At 63.1% G+C, this 18,181-nt stretch carries 23 protein-coding genes and 1 tRNA gene; 13 read left to right on the forward strand and 11 right to left on the reverse strand.

Features of this window, described 5'->3' with window-relative positions:
• The first annotated feature begins 8 nt into the window (after positions 1 to 8).
• The 4 genes from dcd to ACFCW2_RS03885 are packed head-to-tail and all read left to right on the forward strand — an operon-like array spanning position 9 to position 2,997.
• Entirely contained in the window at positions 9 to 563 is a 555-nt protein-coding gene (gene dcd, locus ACFCW2_RS03870; RefSeq protein ID WP_379548314.1) for a dCTP deaminase, read from the forward strand.
• 2 nt (positions 564 to 565) lie between these two features.
• The gene (locus ACFCW2_RS03875) at positions 566 to 1,381 is read left to right on the forward strand and encodes an acyl-CoA thioesterase (RefSeq protein WP_379548315.1); all 816 of its coding nucleotides are present in this window, start codon (positions 566 to 568) and stop codon (positions 1,379 to 1,381) included.
• Between the two features lie 54 nt (positions 1,382 to 1,435).
• Complete coding sequence (locus ACFCW2_RS03880) at positions 1,436 to 2,620, forward strand: saccharopine dehydrogenase family protein (RefSeq protein WP_379548316.1); 1,185 nt, start codon at positions 1,436 to 1,438, stop codon at positions 2,618 to 2,620.
• Positions 2,621 to 2,637: 17 nt separating this feature from the next.
• Positions 2,638 to 2,997 (forward strand): DoxX family protein, encoded by a 360-nt coding sequence (locus ACFCW2_RS03885; protein WP_379548317.1) that lies wholly within the window; start codon positions 2,638 to 2,640, stop codon positions 2,995 to 2,997.
• A gap of 24 nt (positions 2,998 to 3,021) precedes the next feature.
• Here ACFCW2_RS03885 and ACFCW2_RS03890 read toward each other — a convergent pair whose 3' ends face one another.
• Positions 3,022 to 5,226, reverse strand: coding sequence for a TonB-dependent receptor (locus tag ACFCW2_RS03890; RefSeq protein WP_379548318.1), 2,205 nt, complete (start codon positions 5,224 to 5,226; stop codon positions 3,022 to 3,024).
• A gap of 263 nt (positions 5,227 to 5,489) precedes the next feature.
• Between ACFCW2_RS03890 and ACFCW2_RS03895 the strand changes: the two genes are divergently transcribed.
• The gene (locus ACFCW2_RS03895; RefSeq protein WP_379548319.1) at positions 5,490 to 6,782 is read left to right on the forward strand and encodes an acyl-CoA dehydrogenase family protein; all 1,293 of its coding nucleotides are present in this window, start codon (positions 5,490 to 5,492) and stop codon (positions 6,780 to 6,782) included.
• 72 nt (positions 6,783 to 6,854) lie between these two features.
• Here the strand turns inward: ACFCW2_RS03895 and ACFCW2_RS03900 are convergent.
• Positions 6,855 to 6,929 (reverse strand) — tRNA-Gly (locus ACFCW2_RS03900).
• Positions 6,930 to 7,194: 265 nt separating this feature from the next.
• Here ACFCW2_RS03900 and ACFCW2_RS03905 point away from each other — a divergent pair.
• The 4 genes from ACFCW2_RS03905 to ACFCW2_RS03920 all read left to right on the forward strand — a co-directional run bounded on the left by ACFCW2_RS03905 (position 7,195) and on the right by ACFCW2_RS03920 (position 9,897).
• On the forward strand, positions 7,195 to 8,106 hold the full coding sequence (locus tag ACFCW2_RS03905; RefSeq protein ID WP_379548918.1) for a tetratricopeptide repeat protein: 912 nt from the start codon (positions 7,195 to 7,197) through the stop codon (positions 8,104 to 8,106).
• A 14-nt stretch (positions 8,107 to 8,120) separates the two neighbouring features.
• Positions 8,121 to 8,726 carry an LON peptidase substrate-binding domain-containing protein gene (locus ACFCW2_RS03910; RefSeq protein ID WP_379548320.1) on the forward strand — a complete coding sequence of 202 codons (606 nt, stop codon included), beginning with the start codon at positions 8,121 to 8,123 and terminating at the stop codon, positions 8,724 to 8,726.
• Between the two features lie 98 nt (positions 8,727 to 8,824).
• Positions 8,825 to 9,475 carry a TetR/AcrR family transcriptional regulator gene (locus ACFCW2_RS03915; protein ID WP_379548321.1) on the forward strand — a complete coding sequence of 217 codons (651 nt, stop codon included), beginning with the start codon at positions 8,825 to 8,827 and terminating at the stop codon, positions 9,473 to 9,475.
• Complete coding sequence (locus tag ACFCW2_RS03920; protein WP_379548322.1) at positions 9,472 to 9,897, forward strand: MAPEG family protein; 426 nt, start codon at positions 9,472 to 9,474, stop codon at positions 9,895 to 9,897. The genes ACFCW2_RS03915 and ACFCW2_RS03920 overlap by 4 nt, the downstream gene beginning before the upstream one ends.
• 8 nt (positions 9,898 to 9,905) lie before the next feature.
• Here ACFCW2_RS03920 and ACFCW2_RS03925 read toward each other — a convergent pair whose 3' ends face one another.
• From ACFCW2_RS03925 to ACFCW2_RS03955, 7 genes are all read right to left on the reverse strand, one after another.
• Positions 9,906 to 10,532: a MarC family protein gene (locus ACFCW2_RS03925; RefSeq protein ID WP_379548323.1), complete on the reverse strand. Its 627-nt coding sequence runs from the start codon at positions 10,530 to 10,532 to the stop codon at positions 9,906 to 9,908.
• Between the two features lie 9 nt (positions 10,533 to 10,541).
• Entirely contained in the window at positions 10,542 to 11,426 is an 885-nt protein-coding gene (locus ACFCW2_RS03930; protein ID WP_379548324.1) for a hypothetical protein, read from the reverse strand.
• Between the two features lie 12 nt (positions 11,427 to 11,438).
• Positions 11,439 to 12,332, reverse strand: a complete 894-nt coding sequence (folD, locus tag ACFCW2_RS03935) for a bifunctional methylenetetrahydrofolate dehydrogenase/methenyltetrahydrofolate cyclohydrolase FolD (protein WP_379548325.1) — start codon at positions 12,330 to 12,332, stop codon at positions 11,439 to 11,441.
• Complete coding sequence (locus tag ACFCW2_RS03940; RefSeq protein ID WP_379548326.1) at positions 12,329 to 12,628, reverse strand: YggT family protein; 300 nt, start codon at positions 12,626 to 12,628, stop codon at positions 12,329 to 12,331. Before ACFCW2_RS03940 ends, folD begins: the two co-directional genes overlap by 4 nt.
• A 71-nt stretch (positions 12,629 to 12,699) precedes the next feature.
• Positions 12,700 to 13,650 (reverse strand): acetylglutamate kinase, encoded by a 951-nt coding sequence (gene argB / locus ACFCW2_RS03945; protein WP_379548327.1) that lies wholly within the window; start codon positions 13,648 to 13,650, stop codon positions 12,700 to 12,702.
• Positions 13,651 to 13,709: 59 nt separating this feature from the next.
• On the reverse strand, positions 13,710 to 14,330 hold the full coding sequence (locus ACFCW2_RS03950; protein WP_379548328.1) for a DUF6969 family protein: 621 nt from the start codon (positions 14,328 to 14,330) through the stop codon (positions 13,710 to 13,712).
• Between the two features lie 7 nt (positions 14,331 to 14,337).
• Positions 14,338 to 14,571 carry a hypothetical protein gene (locus ACFCW2_RS03955; RefSeq protein ID WP_379548329.1) on the reverse strand — a complete coding sequence of 78 codons (234 nt, stop codon included), beginning with the start codon at positions 14,569 to 14,571 and terminating at the stop codon, positions 14,338 to 14,340.
• Positions 14,572 to 14,699: 128 nt separating this feature from the next.
• On the opposite strand from ACFCW2_RS03955, the gene ACFCW2_RS03960 reads away from it, so the two are divergent.
• The 4 genes from ACFCW2_RS03960 to ACFCW2_RS03975 all read left to right on the forward strand — a co-directional run bounded on the left by ACFCW2_RS03960 (position 14,700) and on the right by ACFCW2_RS03975 (position 17,193).
• Positions 14,700 to 15,356, forward strand: coding sequence for a hypothetical protein (locus ACFCW2_RS03960; RefSeq protein ID WP_379548330.1), 657 nt, complete (start codon positions 14,700 to 14,702; stop codon positions 15,354 to 15,356).
• 88 nt (positions 15,357 to 15,444) lie between these two features.
• The gene (locus tag ACFCW2_RS03965; protein WP_379548331.1) at positions 15,445 to 15,924 is read left to right on the forward strand and encodes a thermonuclease family protein; all 480 of its coding nucleotides are present in this window, start codon (positions 15,445 to 15,447) and stop codon (positions 15,922 to 15,924) included.
• Positions 15,925 to 16,310: 386 nt separating this feature from the next.
• A complete protein-coding gene (locus ACFCW2_RS03970; protein WP_379548332.1) occupies positions 16,311 to 16,835 on the forward strand; it encodes a thermonuclease family protein in 525 nt (174 codons plus the stop codon).
• Positions 16,801 to 17,193, forward strand: a complete 393-nt coding sequence (locus ACFCW2_RS03975) for an SEC-C metal-binding domain-containing protein (RefSeq protein WP_379548333.1) — start codon at positions 16,801 to 16,803, stop codon at positions 17,191 to 17,193. Before ACFCW2_RS03970 ends, ACFCW2_RS03975 begins: the two co-directional genes overlap by 35 nt.
• A gap of 112 nt (positions 17,194 to 17,305) precedes the next feature.
• On the opposite strand, the gene ACFCW2_RS03980 is transcribed toward ACFCW2_RS03975, so the two are convergent.
• Entirely contained in the window at positions 17,306 to 17,656 is a 351-nt protein-coding gene (locus tag ACFCW2_RS03980; protein ID WP_379548334.1) for a hypothetical protein, read from the reverse strand.
• Between the two features lie 196 nt (positions 17,657 to 17,852).
• Positions 17,853 to 18,155, reverse strand: a complete 303-nt coding sequence (locus ACFCW2_RS03985) for a DUF1294 domain-containing protein (protein ID WP_379548335.1) — start codon at positions 18,153 to 18,155, stop codon at positions 17,853 to 17,855.
• Positions 18,156 to 18,181 lie beyond the last annotated feature (26 nt).

Genomic DNA, 18,181 nt, shown 5'->3' on the forward strand with positions numbered 1-18,181 from the left:
GTCGAGACATGGCGATTCTCTCTGACAAATGGATCCGCGAACGGGCGCAGCGCGATGGCATGATCGAGCCGTTCGAAGAGGCGCAGCGGCGCGATGGCTGTATCTCCTACGGGCTTTCCAGTTTCGGCTATGACGCGCGCGTTGCGCCGGAATTCAAGATCTTCACCAATGTGAATTCCTCCACCGTCGATCCGAAATCGTTCGATGCGGAAAGCCTGGTCGACCGCGAGACGGATGTGTGCATCATCCCGCCCAATTCCTTCGCTCTGGCGCGCACGGTCGAATATTTCCGCATCCCTGAGGACGTGCTCGTCATCTGCCTCGGCAAGAGCACCTATGCGCGCTGCGGCATCATCGTGAATGTCACTCCGCTGGAACCCGGCTGGGAAGGCCATGTGACGCTGGAATTTTCCAACACCACGCCTTTGCCCGCCAAAATTTACGCCAATGAGGGCGCGTGCCAGTTCCTGTTCCTGCAGGGTAATGAACGCCCCGAAGTGACCTATGCCGACCGCGCGGGCAAATATATGGGCCAGCGCGGCGTGACGCTGCCGCGGCTGTAAGATTGACCGTCTCCGCGACACCGTTCTGGCGCTGCGTGCCGGGCCATGCCGAGGGGCAATATGTCTTCCCCGTCATGCCTGCTGCAACTGTCGGGCCGGAGGGCGCGCCGCATATCATGGGCGGCGTCGGGCTCGGCGCGCTGATCGATGCTATGGAACTCGACAGCGAGCTGCCGCTGCAATTCGCACAGGTCCAGTTCCTCAGCCCGACACAGCACGCCGAAGAACTGGCAATTGCCTCCGAGCCATGCGGAGGCGGCAGAGCCATCGCGCAATATGCCGCCACCGCCCATGTCGGCGGGCGGCCGACGCACCGCGCCAGCGCTGCGCTCGGCCAGCGCGAGCATGGCGACGATACTCAATTTGCCGCAATGCCCGAAATGCCTGCGCCGGATGCTTGTCATGGCGTGGAACGCGACTGGGCCCAGCCGGGCGGACTGATCGACCAGATCGACATGCGCGTTGCACTCGAAGATAATGAGCGCGGCATTCAGGCCATCTGGACGCGCAGCCGCGCGGAGTTTGCGGTGGACGCGGGGTGGCTGGCGATTATCTCCGATTTCTTCTTGGGCTCGCACCCTCTCGCGCATGGGATCGGCTCGTCCAGCCTCGATGCCACGCTCCGCTTCGTACAGGGCTGCGAGCCGGGATGGGTGCTTTCCATTACCGAGCTTGGCGCCTTCTCGCGCGGGGTGGTTCACGGATCGGCGCAGCATTTCAGCGAGGACGGGCGGCTGCTGGCCATCTCGAGCCAGTCGGGCGTGTTGCCCAGAATTCCGTTCGCTGACGCTGAGGCAATGGCACCCGCGATGCCCTAACGTCTTTGACTCTCGCCGCGTGCCGCCGCAGAACGCAGCGCAAAGGAGAGTTCTATGACCGAGAAGAGCAAGCGCGAGTTCGACATCATCGTTTACGGGGCGACCGGCTATACCGGACGACTGGTGGCGGAGCATTTCGTCCGCGAATACGGCGACAGCAAAGACGCGCCGAAATGGGCGATGGCCGGACGCAGCCAGGACAAGCTTGAGGCCGTGCGCGACGAAATCGGCGCACCCGCCGATACGCCGCTGGTGGTGGCCGATGCAGATGATCCAGCCAGTCTGGAAATTATGTGCAATCGGACCAAAGTCGTCCTGACCACCGTCGGCCCCTATCAGCTCTACGGCGATGCACTGGTCGAAGCCTGCGTGAAAACCGGCACCGACTACGCCGATCTGTGCGGTGAGCCCGGCTGGATGCGCGAACAGATCGACCTGCACCACGAAGCCGCCAAAGCCAGCGGTGCGCGCATCTGTTTCTCCAGCGGGTTCGATTCCATCCCCTTCGATCTCGGCGTTTTCATGCTGCAGAAAGAAGCCAAGGCGAAATTCGGCAAGCCTGCGCCCCGCGTGAAAGGCCGCGTGCGCGCCATGCAGGGTACATTCTCTGGCGGCACCGCAGCCAGCCTGACCGCGACGATGAAAGCGGTTGCCAAGAAGCCCGCGCTCATCCCGATCCTGCAGAGCCCGTTCGGCCTGACACCCGGTTTCGAAGGGCCGATCCAGCCGATGGGTCTGGTGCCGGAATATGACAAGGAAGCGGGCAAGTGGGCCGCGCCGTTCATCATGGCGACGATCAACACGAAGAACGTCCACCGCACCAATTACCTGCGCGGGCATCCCTATGGCGAAGATTTCAAATATGACGAGATGATGCTGACCAGCGCGGGCGAAATCGGCGAGAAAGCGGCCAATGCGGCGGCGGAAATGCTCAAGAACCCGTTCGGTGCCAAGCCGCCCAAGCCCGGCGAAGGACCGACCGCAGAAGAGCGCGAGAACGGGTTTTACGACGTGCTGTTCATCGGCATCATGCCCGATGGCGAGACCATTAATTATGGCGTTAAGGGCCGCTACGATCCGGGCTATGGGTCCACCAGCCGGATGCTGGGCGAAACCGGCATGGCACTGCTCGCCAGCAAGGCCGAAGGCGGGGTCGGCACCCCCGGTTCTTTCCTCGGTGAAGATCTGGTCAAGCGGCTGGAAGAGCGCGCGGAGCTGACCTTCGCTCTGGAAGACTGATTGCAGGAGGCCTTGTCATGACAGTCAAAATTGCGACCATTACAGGCCGGGTCATGCTGGCCATCCTGTTCATCCTCGCCGGGGTGAACAAGCTGATCAATCTGGGCACAACGCAGGAATATATCGAGGGGGTCAGCGTTCTGCCGGCCTTCCTCGCCCTGCCCACTGCCCTGTTCGAGATCTTTGCCGGGCTGGCGCTGGCCGTGGGTCTATGGCCCCGGATCGTTGCCCCCGCGATGGCTGTCTTCACTCTGCTGACGATCGTGTTCTTCCATTACGATCTGGCGAACACACAGGAAATGGCGCTGGCGATGAAGAACCTCGCCATCGCGGGCGGCTTGCTGATGGTTTACGCGCATGCGGAGGCGACACGGTAAGCGCCGCCTCCGCTGCGTCGGCGTTCAGAAGCTGGCGAGCAGACTCACCCGGAAATTACGGCCGGCCAGCGGAACGAAGTCCTTCGTGAAGCTGGTGTGCCGACGGCCTTCGGCGTCGAAGATATTCTTCGCCTGAACCAGCAACCGCACGGTGTCGTCGCCGGCAAACGGTTCAAAGCCGATCGACGCATTGACGTGGGTGAACCCGTCAGTGGCTGATTCAAACGACGCGACATTGTTCTGGTCATCGAACCATTCGACTTCGACGCGGGCATCGAATTGCTGCGAACGCGCCTCGATTGCGCCCAGCAGGCTCAGCGGCGGAATGCGCGGGACATTGGTGCCATCATCCAGCTCCGCCCGGACATATTCGCCGCGCACATCGCCATAGAGTGCGAAGGAACCGAGATCGGCCAGCGGGAAATCGATCGAACCTTCGATCCCGAAATAATCCGCATCCTGTTGAAGATAGACAAATACCGGAAGCTCGTCTTCTTCCGCGCCTGTTTCGGACAGATAGATGTAATTGTCGAACCAGTTCTGGAAGACCGAGAAAGTGATGTTGGCAGCGCCCAGACGTCCACGGACGAACCCCTCGACGCCCACCGATTTCTCGACCGCCAGATTCGGATCGCCGATTTCGAACGCCTGCGTTGCGATATGCGGTCCGTTGGAAAACAGCTCTTCGGCACTGGGTGCACGCGCGGCGCGCGACACGGTCACACCGAACCGCAGCGGTTCGTTTGCGGACGTCTCATAGATCGCCGATAGAGCGCCGGAGAAGGCATCGAAGTCACGCTCTATATTCAGCGTGCGGGAGGAAACGTTGGTGGTTTCATAGCGCGCCGCCGCTTCCAGCTGGATCTGGCGGAGCGTCAACTCCTGCAGGCCGAATACCGCAAACTGATCGGTCTGGTTCGGCGCGACATAGGCTTCCGCTCCGACGGCTTCGAAATTGCGCGTGTAATATTGCGCGCCCCACGAGCCGCCATATCCGCCGCGCCGGTTCTGCGCGAGCACGACACGTGCCTCGATTGCTTCGGTGTCGAAGGTCGTTCCGACTTCGTCGCCTTCAAATTCGATATGGCTGTAATTGGAATAGCCGGCGCGGGTAATCATGCGGCCAAAGAAGCCGTCACCCAGATCGAGCTCGCCGCGCAGATCGGCACGGAATTGCTCGAGATCGATGGTTACGATCTCTTCTTCCTCGCCTTCTTCCTCGCCATGCTCCTCATCATGATCCTCGTCGCCATGCTCTTCCTCTTCCTCACCATGGTGGTGCCCGGCACCGGGGCGCCCCGGAACACCGTAATTGGTGTCGTAATAGCCGAGCGAGAAGCCGAGGCTGCTGTCGCCCTGGAAGATCGTCACGCCGCCATTGGCGCTCCAGGTTTCGCTGCCGCTATTGGGCACGAAGCCGCGCTGGCCGGCGGCTTCGCGCAGCTCGTCGGCTTCGTCGAATTCGCCTTCCTCCTCTTCCTCGGCCGCTTCCTCGAGGATTTCCGCGCGCAGACTGTCTGCTACTGTGAACCCGGCGACTTCCACATCATCGGTATTGCGATAGGATCCGCTGGTGTGCAGCACGACATTGGGGCCGAGCGGTAGATCGAGCGAGGCACCGCCGCCCCACAAATTGCGGGCGGTGTCGGCTTCGACTAGCGCATCGAGATGGAAGTCTTCCGTGACGCGGCGGCGCGGAATGCGTTTGTCGATCACGTTCACGGCACCGCCGATAGCCTGGCTACCATACAGCAGGACCGCCGGGCCGCGCAGCACTTCGATGCTCTCCGCTGTCAGGGGGTCAATCGAGACCGCGTGATCGTCCGAGGTGTTCGACACGTCAAGCGAACCCAGCCCGTCGACCAGAACTTTCACCCGTTCGCCGGAAAATCCGCGAATGACAGGACGCGATGCGCCGGGGGAGAAGCTGGTCGCAGATACGCCGGGCAGGCTGGCGAGCACTTCGCCAAGCTGGCCATCGAGGTTGCGCTGCAATTCGATGCCCTCGACAACATTCGTGCCGGCCAGAACGTCCAGCTGGGTCAGGCCTTCCACCGTCACCACAATCTCGCCGTCGGGGCCGATTCCCCGGCTGTGGAGATCGTCGTCGAACTCTTCTTGGGTAGCTGAAGAGGATTCTGCCGTGGTGTTCTGAGCCAAAGCGGGCAGGGAACAAACGGACAGGGCAACGAGCGACACGGAGTGAAGCGCAGTGCGGGAAATAGACATGTGGAGGGAGGCTCTCTGAGAAAATGATACGTGGTAACATTTCCCCAAGCATATCGAGGTCCGGGGCGCAAGGGCCGAGTTGCCCAGCCCGCATTCCACTCGACGAACCGCAAACGGGCTGCGGCGGGCGCATGGGCAGCATCTATCACTCCCGCGGCATGACCTTCTCCTTTAGGACAGTGTAGCCTTGCGCCCATTCTCGGCTACCTTCGGAAGCAAACGGGCCATAATCGATTGCCCGATTGCCGGAGGAAAAGACCACAATGGATTTTGCCATTCCCGCCGATCTGCAAGCCTATCTGGAAGAGCTTGACCGCTTCATCGATAACGAGATCACGCCGCTCCAGATGAAGGACGACAACAACCGGTTCTTCGACCACCGGCGAGAGGATTCGCGGACCGACTGGGACCGCAATGGCCTGCCCAATGAGGAATGGGAAAACCTGCTGAAAGAGGCAAAGCTGCTCGCCGACAAGGCCGGGCACTGGCGTTTCAGTGCACCCAAAAAATATGGCGGTCAGGATGGCTCCAACCTGTGGATGGCGGTGATCCGCGATCACTTTGCGCAGCGGGGGCTGGGTCTGCACAACGATTTGCAGAACGAGCATTCGATTGTCGGCAATTTCCCCTTTGTCGCCATGTTCGAGCATTTCGGCACGCCCGAGCAGCAGGACGAGTTCATCCTCGGCGGGTTCGACATGACGCGGCGGATGGCGTTCGGCCTGACCGAGCCGGACCATGGTTCGGATGCCACGCATATGGAAACCGTCGCCGTTCCCGAGACCCGCGACGGCGTCGATGGCTGGCGGCTGGATGGCTCCAAGATGTGGATCACCGGCATGCACGCCGCAACGCATGTTGGCCTGTTCGCGCGGACATCGGGCGATGCGGGCGATGCGAAGGGGATCACCTGCTTCATCGTGCCCAATCCGACCGAGGGGCTGGAAATCGACGAGTTCGTGTGGACCTTTAACATGCCGACCGACCACGCGCGGTTCTATCTTAAGAATGTCTGGGTCCCGCATTCGGCGATTCTGGGCGAGGAAGGCGGCGGCCTCGCCCTTGCCCAAAGCTTTGTGCACCAGAACCGTATCCGGCAGGCGGCGGGGTCGCTCGGCGCGGCGCAATATTGCGTGGAGGAAAGCGTCAAATATGCCCGCCAGCGCAAGCCCTTCGGACAGGAACTGGCCCGCAATCAGGCGATCCAGTTCCCGTTGGTGGAGCTGGCGACCCAGTGCGAGATGCTGCGCATGCTGATTTACAAGACGGCGTGGCAGATGGACCAGATGCCGCACAAGGAAGTCGAAAAGCAGCTCTCGGACAAGGTTTCGATGTGCAATTACTGGGCCAACCGTCTGGTCTGCGAAGCCGCCGACCGCGCGATGCAGGTGCATGGCGGTATCGGCTATTCCCGCGAAAAACCCTTCGAGCACATTTTCCGCCACCACCGCCGTTACCGGATCACCGAAGGCGCGGAGGAGATCCAGATGCGCAAGGTGGGCGCGTATCTGTTCGGCTATCTCGGCCCGCGCAGGGAAACCTTCGCCAAAACCTAGGCGCAGGCGGCCGGCAACCGGGCGCGCGCTGCCATTGCCAGCGCGCGTCAATGCTTCAACGATTTGAAGAAATGGAGCGGGCGAGGCGATTCGAACGCCCGACCCCAACCTTGGCAAGGTTGTGCTCTACCCCTGAGCTACGCCCGCTCACTAGACGTTCCCAAAGCCGCCGCATCTGCGCCGGTTCGGTGGGGAAGCGCGCGGTTAGCAGGGGTCTGTTTTCCCGGCAAGCCTTATTTGCGCTTGTCCGGCATCTCCCGCGAAGAAAGCGGGTGGCCGCCAGAGCGCGTCAGCGACTTTGTCTCTCGCACCCTTCACATCCCCGCAAAATTCGCCACATAGGTGGCTAACGCGATGCCCGCCCAAAGCGCGGGCGAACCAAACACGATCAGGGGAATACGCCGTGGCCAGCATGGGTCTTAATCTCGATGAACAAAAGGCAGTTGATCGCTTCCGCACAAGCGTGGTCGAGCCGTCGATGCACAAGCTGGTTATCCTCGATTTCTGGGCCGAATGGTGCGGCCCCTGCAAGGCGCTGACGCCGACGCTGGAGAAGATCGCCGCAGAATATGCCGACAAGGGCGTGATTCTGGAGAAGATCAATGTCGACGAAGAACAGTTCATCGCGGGCCAGTTCCAGGTCAAATCGATCCCCACAGTCTATGCGATGTTCCAGGGTCAGCCGGTCGCCGATCTCACTCCGATGCGGACCGAGAGCCAGCTGCGGGATGCGCTCGACCAGATTTTGGCGAAGATTCCGCTGGATGGCGCGGGCGCCGACGGGGCCGCACAGCAGCCGGATCTCGAACAATTCCTGACCATGGCCGAGCAAGTTCTGGCCGAAGGCGATGCCGAGCGCGCCGCAGGTGTTTTCTCGCAAGTGGTGCAGATGGCGCCCGACAATGCCGCAGCCCATGCAGGCCTGATCCGCGCGCTGGTCGCTGGCGGGCAGACCGATGCCGCGCGCGAGCATATGGGCAGCCTGACCGAGGAGCTGGCGAAGGACCCGCTGGTGCAGCAGGCCAACAGCGCACTGGAACTGGCGGGAACGCAGGTGGATGAGGGCGAGCTTGCCGCCCTGCGCGCCGCTGCCGCCGAACGGCCCGCAGATATGGAGGCCCAGCACGCCTTTGCCGAGGCTGCCTATGCCGCCGGTGACCGCGACGCCGCCGCCGACACCTTGCTGGGCATGGTAGAGGCCGACCGCGAATGGAACGAGGGCGCGGCCCGCACCAAACTCCTCCAGATCTTCGAAGCCATCGGGCTGGAAGACGAGTGGGTTGTCACCACCCGCCGCCGCCTCTCGAAAATCCTCTTCGGATAGGGCACAGCAACCGGATGCGTCTTTCGATCTTCCCTCTGCCCGGTGCTGTCCTGTTCCCGGGGCTGCAATTGCCGCTGCATATTTTCGAGCCGCGGTACCGCGCGCTGATCGGCGATGCGCTGGTGCGCGACCGGCGGATCGGGATGATCCAGCCGCAGGAATCGCGCGAGGGTGCCCCGCTCTACAGCGTCGGCTGTGTCGGGAAGATCGAGCAGATCGAGGCTCTGGAAGACGGGCGGTACAATCTGATCCTGACCGGCGAGACGCGGTTCCGTCTGATCGAGGAACGCGATGTCGAGACGGCATTCCGGCAGGTGGAAGCCGAAGCCATCGCCGATGATGGCGACGAAGTTCTCGCCAGCGTGGAACGCGCCGGCTTTGAACGCGAGGCCCGCCGCTTTGCCGATGCGCAGGGCTACAGCGTGGACTGGGACAATGTCGAGCGGCTGGACGACCAGTCGCTGATCAACGGCGTGGCCCAGATCGCACCGTTCGATCCTGCTTCCAAGCAGGCGCTGCTGGAGGCCCCCGATCTGGCCGCGCGGTGCGAATTGCTGATCCAGCTAATGTATTTCTACGGCCGCACCGATGGCGAGGACGACAAGGTCACGCTGCAATAGCGATCAGCGGTAGCCGTTTGGGTCAGCAAGCAGGAATGCGACAAATCGTCGCGGCTTAGTTCTTTCCAGGTGTCGGGATAAAAACTAACCGTTTGGTTATGCCGACCCCTCCGTCGAAACAACCTAAGGCCGCCGTTACCCGGAACCGTATTCTGGAGACGGCGGCCGCTCTTTTCTGGCGGCGGAGCTTTCATTCCGTGGCGATGGATGAATTGGCCCAAGCGGCGGAGGTAAACAAGGCAACCATCTATCGGTATTTTCCGGACAAGGCCTCCATCGCTGTGGCTGTAGCCCGCCTCAACGGCGAACACATCGAGGCGGGAGTCTTCGCTCCGGCGTTTGCGAACCACACCGAGCCGGACGCGCGACTGCGGGCCATTTACGGATCGATGCTGGCCAATTTGCGCTCTATCTACACGCAGGACGAAGACACTTACGGCTGTCCGCTGGCTGGACTGACATTGGAACTGGGGCGTGAAATGCCCGAACTTCGGCGCGAGACTGCGGCAATATTCGCCAAGATCGAGCAACGGCTCCAGCAACTCGCCGAAGACGCGCTGGCTCGCGGAGCCGTATCGGGATGGACCTCGCCCGCGCTGGGCCGCCTCCTGATGCAGATCCTGCACGGAGCGTTCGTTTCGAGCCGCCTTGCGGCGACCCCGGGGCCATTTGTCGATGCCGCCAATGCATCGCTTGCTCTGATCGGCAGCGCTTATCGCCACGACCATTTGCCTGGAGAGAACCAATGAACTTACCCCTTTATACTGCCGCGCTGGGCGCATTTATCGTCGTGCTGCAGGTGGTGTTGATGTTGAGCGTCGGACTTCACCGCTCGAAAGGGGCATTCATCGGCCTGGTCGAGGGAGACCTTGAACTGGAACGCAAAGTACGGCGGCACGGCAATCTGGCGGAGAATTCGGGATTGTTTCTGGTGGTGCTCGCTCTGCTGGAAATGCTTGCTGGCCAGACATGGTATGTCGCGGCCCTGTGCGGCATTTTTGCTGGTGCCCGGATACTGCACGCTATCGGCTTCTCGTCACTGGCCGGATCGCATGGCGAGAATCTGACCGGGGCCCGCAAGCTCTTCGCCGCAGCCCGCGCGTTGGGTGCCATGGGCACGCTGATCACCGCGATCGGGGCTGCTGCGGCCATCGTGACCATTCTGGCCTAGGGTCCGGCTCAGGCCATAAAGCTGCCGCGCAGGCCGTCGATCACATATTGCGCCGCCAGCGCAGCCAGCAGCACACCGAGCAGGCGGGTAATCACCGCTTCCACCTTGTCTCCGAAGATGCGCATCAGCGGACCTGCCGCGATCAGCGCCAGCATCGTGAGCAGCAATACGCTTGCCAGCGCGCCCAGCACCACCATCGTCTGCTCGGTGCCCTGCGCTTCATTGGTCAGCAGCATGATCGCCGCGATGGCTCCCGGTCCGGCAAGCATCGGCATGGCCATGGGGAAGACCGACACGTCCTCCACCTCCGGCGTACTGGCGAGCACCTTGTCGGCCCGCTGTTCGCGGCGTTCCGTGCGCTTTTCGAACACCATTTCGAAGGCGATGAAAAACAGCATCAACCCGCCCGCGATGCGGAAACTGTCGAGCTCGATATGCAGCGCGGCCAGCAATTGCTCCCCGAACAAGGCAAAGCCCAGCAAGATGATCGCCGCAATGCCGCATGCCCGGATCGCCATGCTGCGCGCCTGTGCGGGCAATGCGCCCTTGGTCAGCCCGGCATAGATCGGCGCGCAACCGGGCGGGTCGATCACCACGAAAAGGGTTACAAAGGCGGAAACGAACAGTTCGAGCATTGGTTGAAATCAGTCTGACGGAGGCGCGATCCGGCCGGGGATCGGCTGGTCGATTGCGGTGCGCCATTGCCCCTCTGCCAGATAATTTGCAACCACTCTGCGCGCACCATCAGGGCCGTGGACCCATTGCCAGCGCAAAGTGCCGTCGGGCGAAGCGAATTGCTGCGCTGTCGCCCCCGCTGGTGTGCTGAATTCGGGTGGTGCGGGCATTTCAAGAGCTTGTCCTTCTGGCGGGCGTGCTTCTGGTGGAGGTCCTGATGGTGACGCAGATGGTGGCCTTGGGCGCGCCCCACCTTCCGGGCGATCACCGCGCGGGGGCCGCGCGCTGCGAACGCAGTCCGCGACATGGCCCTGCACGACATCCAGACCTTCCACGACAATCACGTCAGCGGTTGCCCTGTCTTCCGGCAGAGCCGCCGGCTGCGGGTCATCGGGCGCACCGACATCATACACCCAGCGATATTGCCCGTCGTCCTGCAATTGCCACACGGTCACAAACGTGCCGACCAGGCCGCCCGCCGTTTCCAGCCGTCCTCTGCTGATCGCGAGCTGTGCGTCGCAACTGACCCACACACCGCGTGTGTCCCAGCGAACCGAGGCCTCCGGATCGGACCTGCCGGCGAGGAATGTGCTCGCGCTCTCAGGGCCGGAGGGAAGATGGATGACCGCGCCCGGCGCGGCAAAAGCGCGGAAGGCGGTCCATTGCCCGTCCTCCACCGCCATCCGCTCGAACGCCGCCTCGACCGCTACAATCTTGCTCGGCTGCGCCTTTCCAGGTGCGTTTTCGAGAATTCGGTCGATCTGTTTCAGCACCGCGCGGGGCGGGCCCGACTGGGCGCAGGCCCCGGCCATCAGAGACAGCGCCGTTAGCGTAGCAAGTGGGCGCAGTCTCATATCTGGTGTCTCCTAAAGCCCCTCGGGCGGGGTCAATCCAGCGTTGCGATGGGCCGCTACCAGCGTGTTTCTTAACAGGACCGCAATCGTCATCGGGCCGACGCCGCCCGGCACCGGCGTAATAGCGCTGGCGCGTTCGCTCGCCCCGGCAAAGTCCACATCGCCGACCAGCCGGCCCTTTTCGGCACCGGGTTCCGGCGCGAGCCGGTTGATCCCGACATCAATCACGGTGGCGCCTTCTTTCAGCCATTCGGCCTTGACCATTTCGGCGCGGCCCACCGCAGCCACCACGATATCGGCGCGGCCAACGACTTCGGGCAGGTTCTTCGTCCGGCTGTGGGCGATAGTGACGGTGGCATTCGCATCGAGTAGCAATTGCGCCATCGGCTTGCCGACCAGAATGGACCGCCCGATTACGACCGCATCCATACCGGAGAGATCGCCCAGCTGATCCTTCAGCAGCATCAGGCTGCCCAGCGGCGTGCACGGCACCAGACCCGGCAGGCCCAGCGCCAATTGCCCGGTGCTGACCGGCGTCAGGCCGTCGACATCCTTGTTCGGCACAATCCGGTCGACCACCGCCTGCTCGTCGAGATGCTTTGGCAGGGGCAATTGCACCAGAATGCCATCCACCAGCGGATCGGCATTGAGTGTCTCTACCAGCGCGAGCAGGTCTTCCTGCGTGGTGTCACCGGGCAGGAGATGGGTGAAGCTTTCCATATTGGCGGCGAGCGTCGCCTTGCCCTTGGACCGGACATAGACCTGGCTGGCCGCATCATCGCCCACCAGCACCACGGCTAGGCCCGCCTTGCGTCCGGCCTTCTGCTCGAATTCGGATGCGAGCTCTCCGATGCGCTCGCGCAGGCCAGCCGCGAAGGCTTTGCCGTCGATAATCGTCGCGGTCATACGGCGGATCGCGCAACGCTGGTCAGCACGATCATCATGATCTGCAGCACGATGATCAGCACCAGTGGCGAGAAATCGATATTACCCGCGCTGGGAATGTACCGCCGGATCGGGGCCAGCACCGGCTCCAGCAAAGCATTGATGGAGCGATAGACGCTGGCCAGAAATTCATTCGACTGGTTGATCACATTGAAGGCAAACAGCAATCCGATGACGAATTGCACGATGATCAGCGTGATCAGGACCGAAGTCAGCAGATCGACAATCTGGATCAGGGTAAAAAGGACGTTCTGCATTGTGTGCCTTTCCGGCCTATGCGGTTTCGGTGTATCACTAAACTAATACGCTCTGGCGCAAACGCAAGCGCCTAGCCTTGTTCTGCGCCCTCGTTGGGTCCCGTGCTGATCAGCGTACCCGCCCCGCGCGAGGTGAAGAATTCCAGCAGCATCGCATGCGGCACCCGCCCATCGAGGACAACCGCAGCCTCGCACCCGGCTTCCACCGCCGCAGTGCAGGTTTCCAGCTTGGGGATCATCCCGCCGGAGATCGTGCCGTTTGCGCGCAGTTCCGCGATGCTTGCGGGCGTCAGGTCGGTGAGCAGCTGGCCTTCCTTGTCCAGCACGCCGGGCACATCGGTCAGCAGCAGCAGCCGCGCCGCGCCAAGCGCCGCCGCAATCGCGCCCGCCATCGTGTCGGCGTTGATATTGTAGGTCGCCCCGTCCTCGCCCCGCCCGATCGGCGCGACAACCGGGATCATCCCCGCCGCGCTGGCCGTCTGCAAGATGGTGGTGTCGACATGGGTCGGCTCGCCGACAAAGCCCAGATCCAGCACCTGCTCTATCTGGCTGTCGGGATCGCGCGTGGTGCGCTGCAGCTTGGTCGCGGTAACCAGCCCCCCGTCCTTGCCCGAGACGCCCATCGCCTTGCCCCCGGCCGCCGCAATCCAGCCGACCAGCTGTTTGTTGATCGCGCCCGATAGCACCATTTCGGCAATCTCTGCGGTTGCCTGATCGGTCACGCGCAGGCCATCGACAAAGGTGCTCTCCACCCCCAGCCGTTTCAGCATATCGCCGATCTGCGGGCCGCCGCCATGGACCACCACCGGGTTGATCCCGACGGCCTTCAGCAGCACGATGTCCTCGGCAAATTCGCGCGCGGCCTTGGCATCGCCCATTGCATGCCCGCCATATTTCACCACGAAGGTGCGCCCGGCATAGCGCTGGAAATAGGGCAGCGCCTCGATCAGGACCTGCGTCTTGGCCAAAGTGTCGGCCCGTGTATCGGACAACGCGTCCGTTGGTGTGGTGGAATCCGCCATGGCGCTGCGCCTAGCCGATGCAGCAGGGTGAGGAAAGACGCGCTCTGTATTGGCGCGTATCAATCGATGGTGAAGGGAATGCGGGAAAGTATCTCGGGCGCTTTCTCGCCTTCGGGCACGGCGGCCAGAGCCTCGTCACGCTGGCGGAGCAATTCGGTCAATTGCGCGCGGTTCGCCTGCGCGGCCAGTGTCAGCCAGCGCCCCACTGGATGCAGGTGTTCGTTCTTGCCCGCCTGATCGAGCACCAGATGATCGAGCCGCTCGGCAATCGCCGCACCCGGCATCATGCGGTCCATTGTCACGCGGTGCGCTGTCGCCAGCCACTCGCATGGCAGGCCGCCGCGGTCGAAAGTGAGCGCGGCAACATGAACCACCTGCGCCGCATCCTCCTTCGCCGGAGTGGCCAGGGGTTCAATGCCGACAAACGGTTCGGGCGGCAGAAAGAGATGGAAGTGGCCATGCTCTTCCTCTCCGCGATCCTCCGGCGGGTGGGCGTGATAGAACCAGCGCGCCCCGCTGACCGCATCGATTGCGTCGCCACTGGGATAGTGATCCCATTGCCGGAACGCCCGCTCGGCCGCCCCCGGCTGAGGGTGGAGGACGCGCTCGACCAGCGATGCGCCCTCCTCCGCCATTGCCGCGGTCAGCACCAGCAGTGCTTCGCCCGGATCTTCAGGCAATTGCGCCTTAGCTGGCAGCACAGCAGCCCGACTTGTCAGCCGCAGCGCAGCAACCCGATTTCTCCGCGGCAGCGCAGCATCCGGGGGCTTTCTCGCCCTGTGCATAGGCCGAGCATCCGCCCGCCGCAGCACAGCACGCACCGCATGCGCCGCAGATCGCATCGCACGATACCAGCGCCGGGGCCGCCAGCGCCAGTCCGCCGGTTACCTTCATCAATTGCATCAATCGGTCAGTCGCCATTCCAGGTTCCTCTCTAGGTTGGTGGAACTTCGTCTTTCGCTCCGCGATCCGGATCGGTTACACATGGTCCCCAACATCCATCGACGCTGCGATTGCCCGGCCCCCCGGCCTTTGCCACAAGGGCGGGTATGACCAGACCCACCATCCTCGCTCCGCTCGCCCTTCCAGCCATCGTCCTGCTTGCCGGGTGTATTCCGGAGCCCGCCGATACCGATCCGCAAAGCTCGTTCTTCGCCGCGCTCGCCAGCCATTGCGGCAAGGCTTTTGCCGGCGAGCTGGTGAGCGATGACGCGGCCGATGCCGATCTCGTTGGCGCCGACATGGTGATGCATGTGCGCGAGTGCTCGGACAGCGAAATCAAGGTCCCCTTCCACATTCGCGGCGCGGACGGGGAATGGGACCGCAGCCGCACATGGGTTTTCACCCGCACCGATCAGGGCCTGCGCCTGAAGCATGACCACCGGCACGAGGACGGCAAGCCCGACGCGGTCACGATGTATGGCGGCGATACGGCGGATTCCGGAGCCCCGCGCAGCCAGTCCTTCCCGGTGGATGACGAAAGCATCGCCCTGTTCCAGCGCGAGGGGCTGGATGCGTCGGTCACGAATGTCTGGACCGTGGAGGTAGATCCTGCCGGGGCCGAGGGCGCTGGGTATGCCTACCAGCTGCAACGCACCGTCGCGGGCGGCGCGCCGGAGGAGCGCTTCTTCCGGGCCGAGTTCGACCTGACTGAAGAGGTCGCCACGCCCCCTTCGCCGTGGGGCTTTGACGAGGCGGGTTCCTGAGCCGCGTCCCTTGCCCGCGCCCCGTTTTGACGCGCGCTGGCAGCGCAAGCGCCGGCGGAAGGCCCGCCTCGCCAGAGCGTGGAGCGCCTTGCGCTGGTGGCTCATCCTCGGCGCGGTTCTCGCCGCGTGGTGGGGCTATACCAGCTATCTGGCCCCCGCGCCCGATCCGGTCGCGCTGCCAGAACGCTTCACGATCTGCGCCGAACGGGGCAGCGCGGCCTGCGTGATCGACGGCGACACGGTGTCGATCGGAACGCCCGGGGAATTCGGCAAAGCCCGCCGCCGCATCCGTTTCACCGGATATGATGCGCCCGAACTGGACGGAGCGTGCGAAGACGAGCGCACCGCCGCCCGCCGCGCCCGCAGCGCCTTGCGCGATTGGCTGAACGCCGCCCCGGCCCAGGTTGATGGCGGCGAGGCCCCTCCTTTCGACCAATATGGCCGAGAACTGCGCGCCGCATCCCGCGCCGATGGCACCGGGCTGGCGGACCACATGATCGACAACGGCCTCGCCTCCCCCAGCGGCTGGGGCGCGGTGCCGGTGGAGTGGTGTGAAAGGCGGCATTGAGGAAGCGCCGGGATTAGACGAGCTTTTGTGTTTCGCACGCCCATCCGGGCGCGCGTCCTCGGTGCTATCCCTCGCTGCGCTCGGGCACCTGCGGGGCGGGTGCGTGCCCTTGCGGCCCGCTGGTCGCGGGCCAAACCAGTGCGCAACCGAAGAGACTTGATCCAAGAACCTTGACGCCAGCCAGCTACCGTATCGCGGAGCTCGGCGCGAAGCGCCGCAAGGGCGACCGCCCGCCGCCGCTAATGCGGCGACGCAAGGGGCGCGGATGCGCCCCGCCAGCAGGGTCCAAACAAAAACTCATCTAACCTTGGCGTCGCCCTCTCTACCGTGACGACTGACCACTCGCCTTTAACCGGCAGGTAGTGACCCCGCCCTAAACAGGGGCAATGGCAAAAGTTGTCCCGCTCCGCCGCTCCCCGAAGCAGCAATCCTCCATCGGATTTGTCCTGATCGTCGTCGCCTTGTTCCTAGGGGCGTTCAGCGCCGTATTCTTCTGGGATGGCGGCGGGCGGAGTGGTTCGGCGGCAACGTTCACGCAAAGCAGCGATCCGGGAACGCGCATCACTGGCAAATTCGCACGGTGCGGAAATGGACAGCGCATCACATGCGTAGTGGACGGTGATACGATCTGGGCAAACGGGGTCAAAATCCGCATGGCCGATTACAACACGCCCGAGATCAGCAATCCGGGCTGTGAGGCCGAGCGCCGCCTCGGCGAGCGCGCCACGACGCGCCTGACCACCCTGCTCAATTCCGGGGGAGTGACCATTCACCAGACCGGAGACCGCGACACCGACGTCTATGGCCGCGCCTTACGCGAAGTGCGCGTCGATGGCCGAAGCGTCGGCGACACGCTGGTGGAAGAAGGACTGGCGCATGAGTGGGAAGGGTACCAGCGCGACTGGTGCTAATCCGGTCCGAGACCATCGCCACTTCCCAACAACGCACCTGTTGCCTAAAGGCGCACTCCCCAAACACAGGAGGCGATCATGCCAAAGCATCACGATTACGACGCGCTCCCGTCCTTTCGAGCGGATTTCGAAACGGCGTAAGGGCTTCCCCAGCGAGACGCGCGTGAAGCGCTCTCGCAAGGGGCATCTGCGGACGATTAGAGGCGGAGAGATCGAGCTGGTCGAGAAACTCGGCCGCAACGATCCGTGCCCGTGCGGCTCGGGAAAGAGCTTTCAAGCGGTGCTGCCTGCAATCGGGCCGGTTCGACGGTGCCGAGCGGCAAGATTATTGGCGGTGAGTGGCTTCGCAGCCCCCTGACCTCTCCCGCAGGCGGGAGGGGTCGGGGGTGGGCCAACTACGCGCAAGGTCTGTCTGTGATGGCATGAGTGGAGACAAATGCTGTGCACTGTCTGTACGGCGTCGACTCCGGCTAAATGAAGTAGTGGCGCTGGTAACCGCGCTCCAGCACTACCTCCTTCTTCTCCGCTTTCCACTTTTTCACCACCTGCGGGATTGGTGGCCATGCCGAGATTACCCGATCCCCGACGGCCATCACGAAAAATTCGTCATGCGTCCGGTTGAGCTTGAAAACGTAAATCGAGCCTTCGCGCGACTTGTCGACGAGATAGGCACGGCGGGACACGATCAGCTTATGGATGCGGGAGAATTCTCCGGGAGCAAGAACGATGCCGTAACGCTCAAACAACCGTTTGTGAAAATGCCAATGCTCGCGCCCAATGACCGCGTTCAGCCAGCGGTCGTCGAAATCGTCGTTCGCCATGCTGCGACCGTATTTGCTTTGGCAACCGAAAGCGACTGGCAAATACTCGCGGAAGGGGGCGACAATGAACTGCTCTGCGGAACGCGCCGGTATTTGCGAACCGATGCGCGGAGGACGCGCCTGCCTGCAACGAAACGCCCTTCCTCCTCCCCTCCCGCCTGCGGGAAGGGCCGGGGGTGGGCCGGAGCAAGTTATTTCACCCCAACCAAGGCACCAGATCAATCACCCCGCCCGCCTCCAGCGCCGCCGCAGCCAGCAGGCACGCCTGAAGCGCAGTGACGCCATGCAGCTCGCGGGTGAAGGACATTTTGCGCGTCTTGTGCCGGAAAATCGCGCGGCCCGCATAGGCCCCCGCAGTACCGCCAAACATCGCCAGCCCCAGCAAGTTCGCCTCACTGATGCGCCATGCCCGTGCCTCGGCCAGCATCTTGTCGAAGCCGAACGCAGCAAACGCGGCAAAGTTGATCGCGATCAGGTAATAGGCGAGATATTCGAGCATGGGCGGCACATGGTTGAACCTGTGAC

The organism is Qipengyuania algicola, from assembly GCF_042492175.1.
Taxonomy (GTDB): Bacteria; Pseudomonadota; Alphaproteobacteria; order Sphingomonadales; family Sphingomonadaceae; genus CAJXSN01.

Excerpts from the sequence above, each read along its gene's own strand:
- folD (WP_379548325.1), bottom strand. The coding sequence starts at position 12,332 with ATGACCGCGACGATTATCGACGGCAAAGCCTTCGCGGCTGGCCTGCGC.
- ACFCW2_RS03980 (WP_379548334.1), bottom strand. The coding sequence starts at position 17,656 with ATGGCGAACGACGATTTCGACGACCGCTGGCTGAACGCGGTCATTGGG.
- ACFCW2_RS03955 (WP_379548329.1), bottom strand. The coding sequence starts at position 14,571 with ATGGCGACTGACCGATTGATGCAATTGATGAAGGTAACCGGCGGACTG.
- ACFCW2_RS03895 (WP_379548319.1), top strand. The coding sequence starts at position 5,490 with ATGGATTTTGCCATTCCCGCCGATCTGCAAGCCTATCTGGAAGAGCTT.
- ACFCW2_RS03885 (WP_379548317.1), top strand. The coding sequence starts at position 2,638 with ATGACAGTCAAAATTGCGACCATTACAGGCCGGGTCATGCTGGCCATC.
- ACFCW2_RS03890 (WP_379548318.1), bottom strand. The coding sequence starts at position 5,226 with ATGTCTATTTCCCGCACTGCGCTTCACTCCGTGTCGCTCGTTGCCCTG.
- ACFCW2_RS03975 (WP_379548333.1), top strand. The coding sequence starts at position 16,801 with ATGAGTGGGAAGGGTACCAGCGCGACTGGTGCTAATCCGGTCCGAGAC.
- argB (WP_379548327.1), bottom strand. The coding sequence starts at position 13,650 with ATGGCGGATTCCACCACACCAACGGACGCGTTGTCCGATACACGGGCC.
- ACFCW2_RS03910 (WP_379548320.1), top strand. The coding sequence starts at position 8,121 with ATGCGTCTTTCGATCTTCCCTCTGCCCGGTGCTGTCCTGTTCCCGGGG.
- ACFCW2_RS03925 (WP_379548323.1), bottom strand. The coding sequence starts at position 10,532 with ATGCTCGAACTGTTCGTTTCCGCCTTTGTAACCCTTTTCGTGGTGATC.
- ACFCW2_RS03940 (WP_379548326.1), bottom strand. The coding sequence starts at position 12,628 with ATGCAGAACGTCCTTTTTACCCTGATCCAGATTGTCGATCTGCTGACT.
- ACFCW2_RS03920 (WP_379548322.1), top strand. The coding sequence starts at position 9,472 with ATGAACTTACCCCTTTATACTGCCGCGCTGGGCGCATTTATCGTCGTG.
- dcd (WP_379548314.1), top strand. The coding sequence starts at position 9 with ATGGCGATTCTCTCTGACAAATGGATCCGCGAACGGGCGCAGCGCGAT.
- ACFCW2_RS03930 (WP_379548324.1), bottom strand. The coding sequence starts at position 11,426 with ATGAGACTGCGCCCACTTGCTACGCTAACGGCGCTGTCTCTGATGGCC.
- ACFCW2_RS03970 (WP_379548332.1), top strand. The coding sequence starts at position 16,311 with ATGGCAAAAGTTGTCCCGCTCCGCCGCTCCCCGAAGCAGCAATCCTCC.
- ACFCW2_RS03915 (WP_379548321.1), top strand. The coding sequence starts at position 8,825 with ATGCCGACCCCTCCGTCGAAACAACCTAAGGCCGCCGTTACCCGGAAC.
- ACFCW2_RS03880 (WP_379548316.1), top strand. The coding sequence starts at position 1,436 with ATGACCGAGAAGAGCAAGCGCGAGTTCGACATCATCGTTTACGGGGCG.
- ACFCW2_RS03985 (WP_379548335.1), bottom strand. The coding sequence starts at position 18,155 with ATGCTCGAATATCTCGCCTATTACCTGATCGCGATCAACTTTGCCGCG.
- ACFCW2_RS03960 (WP_379548330.1), top strand. The coding sequence starts at position 14,700 with ATGACCAGACCCACCATCCTCGCTCCGCTCGCCCTTCCAGCCATCGTC.
- ACFCW2_RS03905 (WP_379548918.1), top strand. The coding sequence starts at position 7,195 with ATGGGTCTTAATCTCGATGAACAAAAGGCAGTTGATCGCTTCCGCACA.